The sequence below is a fragment of the Haloarchaeobius sp. HME9146 genome, from assembly GCF_025399835.1.
In the GTDB taxonomy this organism is placed as follows: domain Archaea; phylum Halobacteriota; class Halobacteria; order Halobacteriales; family Natrialbaceae; genus Haloarchaeobius.
This window is the reverse complement of record NZ_JAODVR010000001.1, coordinates 431,127-446,005: the sequence shown is the minus strand read 5'-3', so window position 1 is coordinate 446,005 and position 14,879 is coordinate 431,127. Positions and strand designations below refer to the sequence as shown.

Sequence of the window (14,879 nt, the reverse complement as noted above, 5' to 3'; positions counted from 1 at the left end):
CAACTCCTGGCCCGACCGACATGGGGGTGCAACCCATGAGCCGGTCCACCGCCGACCTCGCCCTCGAGGCACAGGTCGCCGAGGGTCCGGACCGCTACCGCTTCCGGACCGCCGACGGCGTCCACTCCGGCGATGCCTTCCGCGAGCCAGATTTGCTCCTGCTCGAACACCTCTGGGACGCAGATCTCGGAGCCCTCTGCTGTCTCGAAGCCACCTACGGCGTTCCACCCGTCGTGCTTGCCAACCAGGCCGACACCGTTCAGGCGACTGAATCGAGTGCCCGGGCAGCCGCCCTCTGCGAGCGAAACTGCCAGGAGAACGGGGTCGACGCCGCGGTCGACTGCCTGGCCGACCCCGCCACGCTCCCGGATTGCTTCGACACGGTCACCTACGCGCCGAAACCCTACACCGCCATCGCGATGGGGAAGCGCCGTCTCGCCGCCGGGCTCTCCCTGCTCCGCCCCGGTGGCTCGTTCTACCTCGCGGCGGCGACTCGGACCGGCCTCTCGCGCTACGAGGACTGCCTGCGCGAGCTGGCCGGGACGGTCGAGACGGTCGGTTCGGAGGGCGACTATCGGCTCATCCGGTCCACCCGTCCATCCACCATCGACCCGCCCGAGTACGCCCCACTCGGCCGTATCGATGCGACGCTCGACGGCCACGACTGCACGTTCGTCACCCGTCCGGGCCTGTTCTCGGCCTCGTCGGTCGACCACGGCACCCGGCTCCTCGTCGAGACCGCGGCAGTCGAGGACGGCGAGCGCGTGCTCGACCTCTGCTGTGGCTACGGGCCGGTCGGGACGTACGCCGGCCTCGCCGCCGATTGCGAGGTCTGGCTCACCGACGACGACGCGGTGGCGACGGCCTGCGCCGAGGCGAGTCTCGACGCGTCGGGGGTCGACGCAACGGTGGTCACCGCGGACTGCACCGCCGGTGTCGCCGACCGGACCTTCGACCGGGTGCTGTGCAACCCCCCGACCCACGCCGGGGACGGGGTCCTTCGCGACCTGTTCGCCGGGGCGCACGATGTGCTCGCACCCGGTGGCAGCCTGCTGCTCGTCCACCACCGGGAACTCGACCTGCGGCCCTCCCTCACCAGGTTCGACCGGGTCGAGCGACGGGCCACCGGCGCGGAACACGTCGTGCTGGCGGCGGTCCCGTAGACTGGTCGGGTATCGTGACAAGACTGATATCGCTCGAATCGGAAGCCCGAACAGATGCCCTCCCTCACGCGACGCGACGCCCTGAAGAGCCTCCCCGCGCTCGCGGTCGGCCTCGCCGGCTGTAGCGCCCTCGCCGAGGAGGACCACGACAGCCCAGTACCGACCGCGTGGCAGACGAAACGGTTCGACCCGGCTCCAGGCGCGCAGCCCGACGGCGGCCCACTGCTCGTCGGGTCCCGGAGCCCCTTCCGCGACGACCCGCTGCTCGCCGCCTTCGACCCCGAGACCGGCGAGGACCGGTGGTCGGTCCCTGGCGGGAAGGGCCGCGGGTCCCCCGTGACCGCCGACGATCGCTTCGCCTACGTCTTCTCGAAGGCCGAGCAGGCCCTCGCCGTCGACCACGCGACCGGCGATATCGCCTGGAAAACGAACGTGGGACCGGTCGACGAGGCCGACCCCGGCGTCGTCGAGTTCGCCCCGGTCCCCGCCGGCGAGCAGGTGTTCGTCCCCATCTCCGGCACCGAGGACGACGTGCCCGACCGCGTCGAAGGCCTGGCGAAAGCGAACGGCGACACCCGGTTCGCCCACGACCTCTCGGCGTCGCTCGCCGCGGCACCGGCCCGCGACCGCACCGGCCTCGTCGTACCCCTGTTGGACGGGACGCTCCGCCGAATCACCCCCGACGGGGCCGAGGACTGGCGGCTCGAATTGGGCGCAGCGATGTCCGACGTGGCGGTCGCCGATGGAACTGTCTACGTCGGGAGCGCGACCGAGGAACTGCTCGCCGTCGATGCCGGAACCGGCGAAGTACAGTGGCGGTCCCCACTCGAGAACACCGTCTTCACCCGCCCGCTGGTCGCCGGCGACCGGGTGTACGTCGCCGCAGCCGACTACTACCTCTACGCCCTCGACGCCGGGAGCGGGAAGCGACTGTGGCGGACCGAGGCCGCGAGCGCGTTCACGTCGGGCCCCGTCATGGTCGACGACCGACTCGTGACCATGGTCGGCGGTCGGATGAACCAGCGCGGGCCGAGCGGGACGGTTCCGTTCAAGCCCGAGGCCGTGTACGTCCACGACACTGCTGGCGAACTGGTGAACGAGTATCGCTTCGAGGGCTACCAGGACGGCGGGGGCCCGATGTGGGTCGCCCACATGGGTGACGCGGTCTACGTCGGGCAGGAGTGGTCGCTCTCTCGCGCCAGCGAGGAGGTGTTCGACGATGCGTAACCCACTCTCTCGCCGCGAGGCGCTTGGTTCCCTCGCCGGTGTCGGCTCGCTGGCGCTCGCGGGCTGTGTCTCGTCGGTCCTGCCCGACAACAGCGTCGACCCAGTCTGGCGACGCGACCTCGAGCAGGCGAGTGGTGCCTCCCCGCCGACCGTCGGCGGCCAGCACCTCCTCGTCGGCGGGCAGGACAAGGCCCTCTACGGGCTCGCGCTCGACGACGGAACGACCCAGTTCCGCGTCGAGACCGGCGGCCCCATCGAGGCCCGCCCGGTCGCGCCCGACTTCGGCGGCCCCTACCACGTCCACAGCACCGACGGCGACCTCTACACCGTCGGCCAGTCGGGCGAGCGCCGCTGGCACGTCGAGGGACTGCACGAACGCGGCGTCCTCGGTCGGTACGGCTCGCTCGTCGTCGACCTCGACCTCACCGACGACCTGCTCCGTGGCTACGACGTGAAGACGGGCGAACCACGGTTCGAACGCGAGCACGCCGGCTACCGTCAACCCGAGCAGGCCGACGACGGTATCGCGGTCGTGCTCCCGGCCGAGACCGACGACCGGCACCGCCTCGCCGTCCTCGCACAGGACGGGAGCGTCCGGTGGCAGACCGAGCCGTCGCGACTGTATCCGGACGTCGGTGCAGACAGCCGGCTGCTCGTGGCGGCCCGCGGCCCGGACGTGACGGGCTACGACCCGGCCGACGGGACTGTCCGGTGGGAGACCACCGTCACCGGCCGCGACGGGTTCGACAACGTCGCGCTGGGCTCGCTCGTGTACCTCCACTCCTTCCACGGCGATGGCGGGAACGAGGTGGTCGCGCTGGACCGACAGACCGGGGAGGTCCGCTGGCGGCGGACCGCCGGCTACCGCGTCGCGGCCGTCGAACCGACCGACGACGCCGTCTTCGTCGGGAGCGAAGTCGACGACCCCGACGGTGGCATCCTCGCCCGCGTCGACTGCTTTGGGAACGATGGAACTCGCCGCTGGAAGACGACGACCGAAATGCCATCACTGGAGCGGTTGGTGGTGTCCGGCTACGCGGCCGTGGCCGCGAGCGACCGGTCGCTGACCGCACTCGACTGGGAGACGGGAAAGACGCGCTGGACGTACGAGGCGGACTCTCACGGGCGGGTCGGGGTCGCCGGCGCACCCGACGGGGTGTTCGTCTCGAACATCGACCGCGGGAAGGTCGCGAAGCTCTTGACGACCTGAGACGCTCCCCGAGTCCATGGCACAGGTGAGGACCCGTCACGTCGTCTCACCCTCCTACCGTTTCGCAACACTCAAATATCCAAGCGCAATACTGTATGATGGATTCGGGGAGACCCGACCGACGAAGTTCCATGGGGTAGTGGCCAATCCTGTTGCCTTCTGGGGGCAACGACCCAGGTTCGAATCCTGGTGGAACTACTTCTGTTCCACGTTTCAACTCGACCGGAGCGACAGCGCCCTCCCGTGTTCTCCAGTCGAAACGAAGGGGTTGCTTTCTTCACCAACACTCCTATTTCCATCCACGCCATAGCATCCGCCACATGAAACGACGGGCGTTCCTCTCCGGTGTCGGCCTCTCGATGACAGCGCTGGCTGGCTGTGTCGGTGGTCTCACCGGGTCCGGCGGCACGCAGAGTAGCGGCACGTCACCCGAGGGCTACGAGACGATCGCGGTCGAGGGCGAGCAGATCGCCCTGGTCCCCGTCGACGAGACGCATCAGTGGCACCAGAACGAGGAGGCGACGTTCGTGGACGCGCGTGGCTCCTCCGCGTACAACCAGGGGCACATCACGAATGCGATGAGTAGCCCCGTCCAGACGCCCATCGAGGCAGAGCCGATCGAGGGTGTCTCGAAGGACACGCGAATCGTGTCGTACTGTGGCTGCCCCCATCACCTGTCCTCGCTCCGGGCGGCGGAACTGCAGAAGGCGGGCTACACGAACGTGTACGTCATCGACGAGGGCTTCTACGAGTGGGTGGAGCGCGGCTACCCGGTGACCGGCTCGTCCGCCAGGAAGGAGTTCGAGATTCGCGGACAGACGGACTCGTCGTACGCTGGCGAGATGGTCATGCTCTGGTTGCAGGCCGACGGCGAGACACAGCCACTCGAGGCAGCGCCCATCCAGGAGGACGGGTCGTACGCAATCACGGTCCACTTCAGTGGCGTCACCGCGGATTCGGTCGTCTCGCTGGAGGCTCCGGACTACCAGCTGGAGACGACCCTCGGGGCGCTGACCGAGCAGGTCGTGACGGCGGAGTCGGTTCGGACGCTCGAATAGTCCCGCTATCCGTCAGCTATTCTGATACCCGCGTTCGCAGTCTGAGCCAGATTGCCGTCTCGCTCCTGCTGCTCTTCACTGGGTGACTGGTCTCGCCTCTTCCAGCGCAGACACCGTCGCGGTCACGCCGCCACCCGGCCGGAGCGTCGGCGTCGCTCGCAGGTCGTCCAGCCCGTTCTCGGGGACGTCCACGGCGAACTCTTTCGCGATGCGGGCCAGCACGAGTCGCGCACCCGTGAGCGAGAACTGCCGGCCGATGCAGGCGTGGGGGCCGCTGGAGAACGGGAAGTACGCCGGGACGGACTGGGGTGAGCGGTCGAGCCAGCGGTCCGGGTCGAAGGTGTGCGGGTCGTCGAAGTACCGCTTGTCGCGGTGGACCGACCACTGGGGCATGATGACGGCGGCCCCGTCCGGAATGTGGTAGCCGCCGAGGTCGACGTCCCGGGATGCACGCCGGAACACGGCCCAGGCGGCGGGGTATAGCCGGAGCACCTCGGTGAAGACCCGGCCGGTGTACTCGAGGTCCTCGACGTGCTCGTGTCTCGGTTCGTCGTCGCCGATGACCGCCTCGGCCTCTTCGCGGACGCGCTCGCGGGCTTCGGGATGCCAGGCCAGCAGGCTCTGGGCGTAGGTCAGGCTCAGCGCGGTCGTCTCGTGGCCGGCGATGAGGAAGGTGGCGACCTCGTCGCGGATCTGGTTCTCGGAGAAGTCGACGGCGGGGTTGGACTCGGCCCGGAGGAGCAGCGAGAGCATGTCCTTCGCGTCCGGATTCTCCCCGGCGGCCATCGACTCGCGGCGGCGCTCGATGAGTTCCTCGGAGAGTTCGCGGATGCCAGTTGCGGCCGCCTTGAATTCGGACGAGGTCCGGGTCGGCACCCACGCGGGCAACACGGCACTGAGGCCGAACTCGAACTCGTCGCCAGCGACCTGCATCCACTCGGAGAACTGCTCGGCGCGCTGGAGGCCGATGTCCTCCCCGAGCAGTATCTCGGAGGCGACCCGGACCGTCAGCGCCGTCATGTCGAAGTGGAGGTTCGTCTCGAAGCTGTCCTCGTCGGTGCTCGCCAGCCGGTCGCGCCACTCTCCACAGAGGGCTTCGACGCGTTCGCCGACCGTGTCGGCGTAGGCGCGCACCTGGTCGCCGGCGAACGCGTTGCTCATCAGGGTCCGTTGCTGTCGCCAGAGGTCGCCCTCGCTCTGGACGAGGCCCTGCTCGGCGATGAGGGAGGCGGGTTTCTGGGCGGGGACGCGGCTGAACTCGTCGGGTCGCGAGAGCGCGTCGTGGATGAGGTCGGGGTTCGTCACCTGGACGATGGGCGGTCTGCCCGGGATGGGAATCCCGACGATGTCGGGGAAGCGCGCCTGCATCCCCTCGATGAAGCGGAACGTGTCCGTGCCGAACCGGGCCGCGTTGATGACGCCTGCGTCCGGTGGCTTCGGCAGCGACTGTGACATGTAAGAATATACGCTTGCATCTGTATGGAGGTTGCGGACCCGGTATCCCTCGCTGTGGGAACCGCGCCCGGGAACGGAGCCACCTGATAGTTCACGCCCACCCACACTTTTTGACGCGGGAAGACCATTGTCAACAATATGCAAACCAGTGCTGTTCCGAGACGTCCCGGCGTCCCGTCCGGCCGCAGCCACCTCACCGAGACACCCGCCCGAGGTGAGCCCTGATGTACGTCCTCGCGTTCGACCGCGACTGGACCGTCGACGTGAACCCACACCCGCACGAAGAGGCGGTTCCTCTCGAGTGGGTCCGCTACTGGGCGCACGAGACCGACCACGAGGTCTGGGCCATCGGCAACCAGGACCTCGTCGCGGAGGCAGACATCCCCGGCACGGTCGAGTCCATCAGACGCCGCGACGGCGACATCTCGGCACTCGGCGAGCAGGACGAGCGCGGTCGCTACGAGTGGTGGCCGGTCCGAGAACGACGACTGGAGATACTCGCGGGGCTGTTCCCCGACGCCGAGGGGTACGTCGTCGTGGACGACCTCGAGCTCTCGCACGTCGACGGCTGGGACCACTACCATTCCTGGGAGTTCATGCCCGCGATTCGAGCGGGCGAGCTCCCGCTCGACACGCCGGACGACGCCGACAGCCAGCCCGAGTCGCTCTTGTCGGAGGCCCAGGACGACCCCACAACGGTCTCGCTCTCGGCTGCCCGGCGAGCCCTCGACGCCGCCCGAGAGTCCGGGGACCGAGACCGGATGGTCGAAGCGCTGAAACTGGCGCTCTGGCTGGTCGAGAACCGCGGCGACGCGGTCGAACCGCTCGTGGAGCCGACGCTCGACCTGCTGGCTCGCGAGCGGTTCCCGAGTGGGCGGGCGGTTCTCCATGCCGTCGCGACGCAGGCCGCGGACGACCCCGACCCGCTGATACCGCACGTCTCGGACCTCGCATCGCTCGTCGCGTCGCGTCCCGTCTATCGAGAGCAGGGCAGCCGCACCCTGATGGAGGTCGCGGCGGCGGACCCGGCTGCGGTGGTGGACGCCGTCCCGGCGCTGGCCACCGTCGCCGAGGCGGAAGGAGGTGGGACCCGGCGGTTCGCAGTGTACGCGCTGACGCGGGCGACGGCCGCGGAACCCGAAGCGGCGACACCGGCGGTGGGGTCGCTGGTCGATGCACTGCTGGCTGAGAACGAGACCGTCCGGACGAACGCCGCGACCGCCCTCGGGCGAATCGCGTCGGTTGACCCCGACGCAGTCGCCGGCCACGCCGACAGTCTGGGGACGGCGCTGAACGACACGAACCCCGATGTCCGGGCGAACGTCTGCGTGCTTATCGGAAAGGCCGGGGGTCCGGTGGAGTTGCAGCGACTCCGGGAACTGGCGTCGAACGATCCGGACGAGACGGTGCGAGAACAGGCGACCTGGGCCATCGACCGGTTGTCGTGACCGGTCGGTCGAGCGTCACGGCGGTCCCGTCGGCGATGACCTCGGACGCGCTGGCTCACCGAAGGGGCGACTCCTCGGGTGCGTCGCCGGCCCTGTCGAGTCGGTCGGCCAGTTCGAGACAGTGGATGGCGTGGCCGGTCGTCCGGCCCAGGTCGGCGAGCACGGACAGTTCTCGCTCGTCGAAGGCCTCCGGTCTGTCGGCGTAGACGTTCACCAGGCCGTAGCAGGTGTCGTCGTGCAGGATGGGAATCGAGGCCACCGACTCGAAGCCGCGCTTTCCGGCCTCCTCGCGCCACGGCTCGAACGTCGGGTCCTCGTTGACGTTCTGCATCGCCTGGGGTTCGTGGAGCCGGGCGGCCCGCCCGCCGGGTCCCTGCCCGGTCGGGGTCTCGTCGGTCGTGACGATGATAGAGTCGAGGTAGCCCTCCTCGATTCCCGCCCAGGCGGTCGGGAGGACCTCTCGCTCGTCGCCCACTCTCCCGACCCACGCGAACAGGTAGGGCTCGGATTCGGCGAGCGTCGTACAGACGGACTGTTCGACCTCCTCACGGGTGGACGCCGCGATGACGCCGCTCGTCGTCTCCCGGATCGTCCGGTTGATGCGGTTCAGTTCCGCGAGGGCACGTTCGTGCTCGTGTCGGACCGTCGCGTCCCGGACCGAGACGATGACCTCGACGTGGCCGTCGACCGACATCGAACTGAGTGTCACGTCGATCGGGAACTCCGTCTCGTCACGGCGTCGTCCCACGAGGTCGTAGTCAGCGCCGAGAACCCGCCGAGACGGTGACTCGACGTACTCCTGGTGGTAGGTGTCGTACGTCTCGCGGAACCGTTCGGGAATCAACAGCTCGACCCGTTCGCCGACCAGTGTCGAGCGGTCGTAGCCGAAGAGCGACTCGGTCCGCTCGTTCACCTGGCGAATCCGCCCATCAGGGTCGACGATGACGATAGCGTCGGGAGTCGCTTCCAGGTAGTTCTCGGCCCGCTTTTCCGACCGGTGACCCCGGACGGCGTTCTGGACGCGGTTGGCCAGGACGGTGTACTGGTCGGCGCCCTGTGACTTCTGGAGGTAGTCGGTCACGCCCCTGGAGATGGCTTCGCTGGCGATCTCCTCGCTCCCTTTCCCGGTGAACAGCACGAACGGGAGGTCGCCGTACTCGGCGCGGACGGCGTCGAGGAACGTGAGGCCGTCCTGTCCGGGCATCTGGTAGTCGCTCACGATGCAGTCGACTGGAGCCGAAGCGAGGTGGTCGAGGGCGTCGTCGACGCTCGTGGTCGCGGTCGTGACGATGCGGTCGCTCTCCTGTTCCAGGAAGGTCGACGTCAGCTCCACGAGGTCGGGCTCGTCGTCGACACAGAGCACGTGGACTCGACGGCTCCGGCTCACTGGCTGCCCCGTTCCCCGGTCTCCCTCCGCACTCATCTCTATCGGACGTAAGGGGTGCGAAAGCAAGAGGTTGCCCCAGCGCAGGTCCCGAACCCGTGGGAATCGGATGGGGCTCCGGGCAGCCGAACCCGGCTCCGGATGGTGTCCCGTGCCGCCCGCGATGCGCTCAGAACAGCCCGCTCACGGTGCCGTCGTCGTCGACTTCGATGTCGGTCGCGGCGGGCTCGGCGGGCAGGCCGGGCATGGTCAGCACGTTCCCGGTCAGGGCCACGACGAACCCGGCACCTGCGGAGGGGTAGAGTTCGCGGACCGTGAGGTTCCAGCCGTGCGGGACACCGACCCGGTCGGCGTCGTCGGAGAGCGAGGCAGGGGTCTTCGAGATGCACACCGGCAGGTCGTCCAGCCCCAGGGACTCGATGTGTTCCAGGTCCTTCCTGGCAGCCGGGGTGAACTCCACGCCGTCGGCCCCGTACACCTGCGTGGCCACCGCCCGGATCTTCTCGGCGAGCGGGGCGTCCAGCGGGTAGGTCGGTTGGAGGTCGGCCTCGCCGGAGTCGGCGGCGGCTTTCACCAGCCGGGCCAGGTCGAGCCCGCCCTCGCCGCCGTCCTGGTAGACCGTCGAGACCGCGGCCGGGACCTCCCGTGCCTCGCAGTGCTCCAGCACTGCCGAGATCTCCTCGTCGGTGTCGCCCGGGAACCGGTTGACCGCGACGACGACCGGCAGGCCCATCGCCCGGAGGTTGTCGACGTGGTGGTCGAGGTTCGGGAATCCGGCGCGAAGTGCCGCGATGGAGTCCTCGTCGTCGACCGTCGCGGAGCCGTGTCTCTTCAGCGCCTCGACCGTCGCCACGACCACCGTCGCGTCGGGGGCTACCCCTTCGCGCGAGACGATGTCGACGAACTTCTCCGCACCGAGATCCGCGCCGAAGCCGGCCTCGGTGACGAGGTAGTCCGCCAGTCGGAGGCCGAGGTGGTCCGCCAGCACCGAGTTCGTCCCGGTTGCGATGTTGGCGAAGGGGCCACCGTGGACGAACGCGGGGGTGCCCTCGATGGTCTGGACGAGGTTCGGCCGCAGGGCGTCCTTCAGGAGCGCGGTCACGGCCCCGACGGCGTCGAGGTCCGCGACGGTGACCGGCTCGCCGTCGGTGTCGTAGGCGACGATGACCCGTCCGACTCTGGCCTTGAGGTCCGCGATGTCGGTGGCGAGACAGAGCACCGCCATGAGTTCGGATGCGGCGGTGATGCAGAACGAGTCCTCCCGCGGTGGGCCGTTCGTGGTCCCACCGAGGCCGACGACAGTCTCGCGCAGCGCCCGGTCGTTCACGTCGAGCGCCCGCCCCCAGACCACGCGGTCGGGGTCGATGTCCAGCGGATTGCCGTGGTGCCGGCTCGCGTCGACCATCGCCGCGATGAGGTTGTGCGCCGACGTGACGGCGTGGATGTCGCCCGTGAAGTGGAGGTTTATCTCCTCCATTGGGAGCACCTGGCTGTAGCCGCCCCCGGCCGCGCCGCCCTTGATGCCGAACACCGGCCCCTGCGACGGCTCCCGGACCGCGACCGCGTTTGACGCGCCGAGCTGCCCGAGCGCCTGGCCGAGTCCGACCGTCGTGACGGTCTTGCCCGCCCCGCGGCGCGTCGGCGTCATCGCCGTCACCAGTACCAGCTTCCCGTCGGCCGGCTGCTCGAGCGTCCGGCTGATGGCGTCCCAGGTCAGCTTCGCCACCTCGTTCCCCCGCGGTTCGAGGTCCACGGCGTCGAGGCCCAGGTCGCCCGCGACCGCCTCGATGGGTCGGCGCGTCGCGTCGCGCGCGATTTCGATGTCGGGCGGTACCTCTCGCTGTGTGACTGGCTCCTGACTACTCATGCGTATCTGTTGATACGTCTGCGGAGGGGTTAACCTCGATTGTTGGTTCTCACGTTCTGGTAGTGACCGCCGGTGGCGGTGGTCGGCACTACCGTCTCACTGGTTGGTGATAGACGAAGGTGCTGCGAACCGTCGTGTAGCGTCGTCCTCCGTCCAGAAAACGACCTTTTGGGACTGGGTACCGACGCGTTCGCGCTCCCTATCCACACGTTACTCGTGCCACTGGCGACACTTGTCTTGGCATATGCCAAACGAGGCTCCAAGGGGGAGACGCCGCAACGACTGTGTATACGATTGATGTCGGAGACAACCCGAACTGCCCGGCGCTCGGCCTCCACCGGCGTCAGGACGACCAGCGGAGAGGAACAGCACGAGACGAGCGACGAGCGGTCGGACCAGCCCAGCGAGGAGGACCTCGTCTACGACGAACGTCACGGCGAGTGGGTCGACCCCGAGACCGGCGAGGTCGTCCGCGAGGGAGTCATCGACCGTGGCCCGGAGTGGCGCGCCTTCGACGCGAAACAGAAGGACGAGAAGTCCCGCGTCGGCGCACCCACGACGAAGCTGATGCACGACGACGGGCTGTCGACCAACATCGGCTGGCAGAACAAGGACGCGTACGGGAACTCGCTCTCGTCGAGCCAGCGCCAGAAGATGCAGCGCCTGCGCACCTGGAACGAGCGATTCCGGACCCGTGACTCCAAGGAGCGCAACCTCAAGCAGGCACTCGGCGAGATAGAGCGGATGGGCAGCGCCCTCGGGCTCCCGAAGAACGTCCGCGAGACGGGGAGCGTCGTCTACCGCCGCGCACTCGAAGAGGACCTGCTCCCGGGCCGGTCCATCGAGGGCGTCGCCACGGCGTCCCTGTACGCCGCCGCCAGACAGGCCGGCGTGCCCCGCAGCCTCGACGAGGTGGGTGAGGTGTCCCGCGTCGACAAGCAGGAACTCAGCCGGACCTACCGCTACGTCGTCCGCGAACTCGGCCTGAAGGTCGAACCCGCCGACCCCGAGCAGTACCTCCCGCGGTTCCTCTCGGAGCTCGACGCCGGGGCCACCGTCGAACGCCCCGCACGCAGGCTGCTCCAGGCGGCCAAGCAGGAGGGCGTCCACAGCGGCAAGAGCCCGGTCGGACTCGCTGCGGCGGCCATCTACGCCGGGAGCCTGCTCGCGAGCGAGGAACTGACCCAGGACGAGGTGAGCGAGGTGACCGACATCAGCGAGGTCACCATCCGCAACCGCTACCAGGAGCTGTTCGAGGTCGTCGGCCAGAAGCGACTCTCCAGCCTGCGAGTCGAGGATGGCGACTGAGGACCGGAACCGGACGCAGGCCGGGGCATCGACACCGTCGGAGTGGCGAGCCCCCGTCCTGTCGGGACTCGCGCTCTTGGTCGTCGCCGCGACGGCGTGGCTGGCGGTTCCTGCCGGGCATCCCCTCCAGGCCGGTGTCGCGGTCGGGCTGATATACAGCGGCCTCATGCTGCCGACGGCGACGTATCTCTACCTGCGCGAGACGGCCCAGCAGAACGGACAGGAGCGCGCGAGCACTGCCGTCGAGGGTCTCAGGGCTCGGCTCGCCCGCCTGACCGGTCGCGTGACCCGGTCCCGGTGGGCCGAGTCGACCCGGACGTGTTCCTGCAAGCCCTGATTCGAATTCTTTGCGCGTGTCGTCGACCCGTCATCGAGCGCCAGGCTCGGTCGCCGGGGCGAAGTACGCGTCGTCGTGCAGGCGGTTCGTTATCTCCTCGAGCGTCCCACCGTCGCAGCTGGGGCACCGCGACTCGGACTCTGGAAACGCAAAGACGGTCTCGCACCGGGCACAGGCGAAGTATCGCAATCCGAGCACGAGCGTCTCTCGGGACTACAGACGCATAAACTGGACTCCGGGCTGGCGTCCCGCGGCGCGTCTTCAGACCTCGGGTGCGGCTGGCTGGCGCGAGCACTGCTCACCGATGTCCGACACCGACCGGGAGACGAAACAGCCGATGATCCACGATTCGGCCTGCTGGAGCCGGTACTGCAGCGTCGACCGCGGAATCTCGAGTTCCTGGGCGACCTCCGCCATCGAGGTGCCACGCGGGGTCTGGTAGTAGCCCATCCGAACCGCGGTCTCGATGGCTTCACGCTGCTCGTAGGGGAGTTCGGCGAGCGTGATTGCCTCCTCCGCCCAGTAGGAGGGGCCGCCGATTTGGCGGAAGGAAAGCGAGAGCCCATCGCGCAACTCCTCGCTCAACGCCTCGTGGAGGCCCATCGCGTCGCCGTCGTCGCGCATGAGGATGCGCCACTCGTAGCGATTGTTGCGGCGTTCGGCGGCACAGAGGTACCCTTCGCCGAGGTACATGCAGGCGAGCTGGGGGATGGAGTAGCAATCGCCGGGGGAGGGACGGAAGGTGTAGATGGTCCGGCGCGAGGGCGCGCGTTCGAGGAACTCGTGCTCCCAGTCGGTGTGGCAGTGCCGGGAGCCGATGCACTCGTTGCAGTGCTCCGGGGCAGTGTAGAGGTCGTCGATGCGTTCGAGAGCGTCCTCGGGGCCAGCGATCCGGTCGATGCGCCACATGCTGTTGGGCGAGACGTGGCAGTTGATGGTCCGGGCGTGGGCCTCCGGGTGCTCGATGAAGACGTCCATCAGTGGGTCCGCCCCCCTGTCGTACTCGATGGTGAACGCGAACTCGCGCATGGCACAGAGTTTGGCTATCGCCAAATAAGCTCGTTGGTGTGCGAACCATCCACAGAGCGTTTGGCATATGGCAAACTGGGGATTACCGGTCTCTGCGCCATACCGAGGCCCACATGTTGTTCGATACGACGAGCCTGAACGAACTGGCACTCGACAATCGCGTCGGCCTCGCGCCGATGACACGCGTCAGCGCCACCGACGATGGGCGTGCGACCGCCGAGATGGCCCGGTACTACACCCGGTTCGCCGAGGGCGGGTTCTCCTTCCTCGTCACCGAGGGCGTCTACACCGACGACCGCTACAGCCAGGGCTACCTGAACCAGCCCGGCCTCGTCACCGACGAGCAGGTCGAGGCCTGGACCCAGGTGACCGAGGCGGTCCACGACGCCCAGGCTCCCATCTTCGCCCAGCTGATGCACGCCGGGGCCCAGACGCAGGGCAACCCGCACGTCGACGGCGAGGAGACCATCGCGCCCTCGGCCTGGCAGCCGCAGGGCGAGAAGGCCGAACCGTACGGCGGGAGCGGGGAGTTCGCGGTCGCCAACGCGGCCACCCACGACGACCTCGACGACATCCGCGAGGGCTTCGTCGAGGCCGCGAAGAACGCCCACGATGCCGGCTTCGACGGCGTCGAGGTCCACGGCGCGAACGGCTACCTCCTCAACGAGTTCCTCGCCGCGGACGCGAACCAGCGCGACGACGAGTACGGCGGGGCTCCCGAGAACCGCGTCCGGTTCCCCGCCGAGGTCGTCTCGGCCGTCGCCGAGGCGGTCCCGGACGACTTCGTCGTCGGCGTCCGCGTCTCCCAGACGAAGGTGACCGACCCCGAGTACGAGTGGCCCGAGGGCGAGGACGCGGCTGCGGTGTTCTTCCCGGAACTCTCGGCGGCCGGTGCGGACTACGTCCACGTCACCGAACCAGACGTCACCTCGCCCGCGTTTGGCGACGACGGACCAACGCTCGCCGAGGCGGCGGTCGAGCACGTCACCGACGACACGGTCGTCATCGCCAACGGCGGCCTCGGCGACCCCGAAGCCGCACGGGAGGCGACCGAGGCCGGGGCGGACCTCCTGACGCTCGGGACCGGGGCGCTCGCCAACCCGGACTGGCCGACCCGCGTCGCCGACGACCGGGAGCTCGACCAGTTCGACCCGGCGCGCTTCCTCGCGCCGACCGCTGAACTCGCGGACCACGAGATACCGGCGGCTCCGGCGGCGGACGACTGACGGTCCCGGCACATCCGGCGCGCCCCACCCGAACCCCTTCGCTTCCACTCGAACACGTCCTTTACAGACGTGTGAACTGGTGTTTTGCACACGTGTGAAGAGGTATTTCAGTCGTGTGCAAAGGCTGTCCGGGCCCCTGGAGGTGCCATGATACCGGCCTGAACCCT

At 68.8% G+C, this 14,879-nt stretch carries 12 protein-coding genes and 1 tRNA gene; 9 read left to right on the top strand and 4 right to left on the bottom strand.

Annotated features, from left to right (window positions below):
• The first annotated feature begins 35 nt into the window (after window positions 1–35).
• The 5 genes from N6C22_RS02265 (at window position 36) to N6C22_RS02245 (ending at window position 4,658) form a co-directional block, all read left to right on the top strand.
• Window positions 36–1,163 carry a methyltransferase gene (locus N6C22_RS02265; RefSeq protein WP_261649099.1) on the top strand — a complete coding sequence of 376 codons (1,128 nt, stop codon included), beginning with the start codon at window positions 36–38 and terminating at the stop codon, window positions 1,161–1,163.
• 54 nt (window positions 1,164–1,217) lie between these two features.
• Entirely contained in the window at window positions 1,218–2,390 is a 1,173-nt protein-coding gene (locus N6C22_RS02260) for a PQQ-binding-like beta-propeller repeat protein (protein WP_261649098.1), read from the top strand.
• A complete protein-coding gene (locus tag N6C22_RS02255; protein ID WP_261649097.1) occupies window positions 2,383–3,600 on the top strand; it encodes a PQQ-binding-like beta-propeller repeat protein in 1,218 nt (405 codons plus the stop codon). The genes N6C22_RS02260 and N6C22_RS02255 overlap by 8 nt, the downstream gene beginning before the upstream one ends.
• Window positions 3,601–3,725: 125 nt before the next feature.
• Window positions 3,726–3,798, top strand: a tRNA-Gln gene (locus tag N6C22_RS02250).
• 122 nt (window positions 3,799–3,920) lie between these two features.
• Complete coding sequence (locus tag N6C22_RS02245; protein ID WP_261649095.1) at window positions 3,921–4,658, top strand: rhodanese-like domain-containing protein; 738 nt, start codon at window positions 3,921–3,923, stop codon at window positions 4,656–4,658.
• Between the two features lie 75 nt (window positions 4,659–4,733).
• Here N6C22_RS02245 and N6C22_RS02240 read toward each other — a convergent pair whose 3' ends face one another.
• The gene (locus tag N6C22_RS02240; protein WP_261649094.1) at window positions 4,734–6,113 is read right to left on the bottom strand and encodes a cytochrome P450; all 1,380 of its coding nucleotides are present in this window, start codon (window positions 6,111–6,113) and stop codon (window positions 4,734–4,736) included.
• A gap of 224 nt (window positions 6,114–6,337) precedes the next feature.
• On the opposite strand from N6C22_RS02240, the gene N6C22_RS02235 reads away from it, so the two are divergent.
• Window positions 6,338–7,561, top strand: a complete 1,224-nt coding sequence (locus tag N6C22_RS02235; RefSeq protein ID WP_261649093.1) for a HEAT repeat domain-containing protein — start codon at window positions 6,338–6,340, stop codon at window positions 7,559–7,561.
• Between the two features lie 55 nt (window positions 7,562–7,616).
• On the opposite strand, the gene N6C22_RS02230 is transcribed toward N6C22_RS02235, so the two are convergent.
• A complete protein-coding gene (locus tag N6C22_RS02230; RefSeq protein WP_261649092.1) occupies window positions 7,617–8,984 on the bottom strand; it encodes a response regulator in 1,368 nt (455 codons plus the stop codon).
• A 130-nt stretch (window positions 8,985–9,114) separates the two neighbouring features.
• Window positions 9,115–10,812 (bottom strand): formate--tetrahydrofolate ligase, encoded by a 1,698-nt coding sequence (locus N6C22_RS02225; protein ID WP_261649091.1) that lies wholly within the window; start codon window positions 10,810–10,812, stop codon window positions 9,115–9,117.
• A gap of 297 nt (window positions 10,813–11,109) precedes the next feature.
• Between N6C22_RS02225 and N6C22_RS02220 the strand changes: the two genes are divergently transcribed.
• Together N6C22_RS02220 and N6C22_RS02215 are read left to right on the top strand one after the other, a co-directional pair.
• The gene (locus tag N6C22_RS02220; RefSeq protein WP_261649090.1) at window positions 11,110–12,120 is read left to right on the top strand and encodes a transcription initiation factor IIB family protein; all 1,011 of its coding nucleotides are present in this window, start codon (window positions 11,110–11,112) and stop codon (window positions 12,118–12,120) included.
• Window positions 12,110–12,457, top strand: coding sequence for a hypothetical protein (locus tag N6C22_RS02215; RefSeq protein ID WP_261649088.1), 348 nt, complete (start codon window positions 12,110–12,112; stop codon window positions 12,455–12,457). The genes N6C22_RS02220 and N6C22_RS02215 overlap by 11 nt, the downstream gene beginning before the upstream one ends.
• Before the next feature lie 261 nt (window positions 12,458–12,718).
• On the opposite strand, the gene N6C22_RS02210 is transcribed toward N6C22_RS02215, so the two are convergent.
• The gene (locus N6C22_RS02210) at window positions 12,719–13,486 is read right to left on the bottom strand and encodes a helix-turn-helix domain-containing protein (RefSeq protein WP_261649087.1); all 768 of its coding nucleotides are present in this window, start codon (window positions 13,484–13,486) and stop codon (window positions 12,719–12,721) included.
• A 113-nt stretch (window positions 13,487–13,599) separates the two neighbouring features.
• On the opposite strand from N6C22_RS02210, the gene N6C22_RS02205 reads away from it, so the two are divergent.
• Window positions 13,600–14,712, top strand: a complete 1,113-nt coding sequence (locus tag N6C22_RS02205) for an NADH:flavin oxidoreductase (RefSeq protein WP_261649086.1) — start codon at window positions 13,600–13,602, stop codon at window positions 14,710–14,712.
• The last annotated feature ends 167 nt before the right edge of the window (window positions 14,713–14,879 follow it).